Here is a 1,150-nt window from a genome sequence, read left to right as displayed (position 1 = left end):
TACTGAGGTTGTAGGCGTGGTGTCGTGGGTGTGAGGCCGGTCGCGGCGAGGCATCCGTCGATGATGTCGCTGCGGTATTGGATCTGACGGAGGCCATGTCGGAGTCGGCGGATGAGGTGGTCTGGGTCGGTGAAGGCTGTGTTCGCCTGGCTGGTCCGGCGGAGGACCGACCAGATGCCCTCGACGGGGTTGAGGTCGGGTGCGTAGGGCGGCAGGTGGTAGGCGGTGATCCAGTCGTGGGCGTCGATGAAGGCCCGCATGCGTCGGTCCTTGTGGACGTTCAAGTTGTCCCAGACGAGGACGATCGGGCCGTTGAGCTGATGGTGGGCGGCGATGAGGAGGTCGCGGTACTCGGTCCAGGCGAAGCTTTTGCGACCGCCGCTCTTGTGATCGGTATGCCGTCTGGGCCGGTAGATGAGACGGGATCGTTCGCCGGGTTTGTAGCAGCACAGGGCCGCTATGGAGAAGCGGCGCTGGGAACGGCCACGGACCCGGATGACGGGGGTGGATCCACGGCGGCCCCAGGTGCGGGAGGTCGGCGGCGTCATCGAGAATCCGGCTTCGTCTTCGAAGACGAGCCAGGCCCCGAGCGCCGCCGCGGTGGTTCCAGGTGTGGCCACACCTCCTTCACCCAGCCGGCCACGGCTGCCTCGTCGCGCTCGACGGCGCGGCGAGCTGGAACCTGATGACTCCAGCCGTGTCTCCGCAGCATCTGCGAGATGCCCGATAGCGTCATGCTCTTGTGGAAACGCCGACCGATCAGGGTCTTGATCCGGGCCAGTGTCCATCGTTGATCGGGCCAGCCGTGAGCGACGGCACCCTTCGTCAGCTCCTCCTCGAGCACGGCGAACAGCACCTCGCTCAGCTTCGGGCGAGACGCCGGGCCCTGGGAACGGAGCCCGTCCTGGCCGGCCTCCCGCCAGGCCCTCCGCCACCGCTGGACGGACCGGACGCTGACCCGTAACTCCTTCGCGACGTCCGTACTGCCCCGCCCGGCAGCGAACATCCCGACCGCTTCCATCCGGACCCGCTCACGGAACGCTTGCCTCTCCGCGGTCAGACCCCCACCCTGCGGATACCTCATACAACCGGCATACCGCGACGATCACCAACCGTCAGCCCCTACGACAAGACGACTTCAAGGTCAGTA

Annotated in this window: 1 protein-coding gene; it reads right to left on the bottom strand. The window is 66.8% G+C overall.

Features of this window, described 5'->3' with window-relative positions; genetic code table 11:
* Positions 1-1,084, bottom strand: a protein-coding gene (locus tag QMF80_RS38550) for an IS630 family transposase (protein ID WP_502963009.1) whose coding sequence is annotated in 2 segments (ribosomal slippage) — positions 1-638 and positions 641-1,084 — 1,082 coding nt annotated over the 2 segments. Because the reading frame shifts where the segments join, the coding sequence is not laid out codon by codon here. This gene is flagged as partial in the annotation.
* Between the last annotated feature and the right edge of the window lie 66 nt (positions 1,085-1,150).

This window comes from Streptomyces sp. G-G2, from assembly GCF_030063135.1.
Lineage (GTDB): Bacteria > Actinomycetota > Actinomycetes > Streptomycetales > Streptomycetaceae > Streptomyces.
The sequence above is the reverse complement of the archived record's forward strand: the minus strand, read 5'-3'. Positions and strand labels throughout refer to the sequence as shown.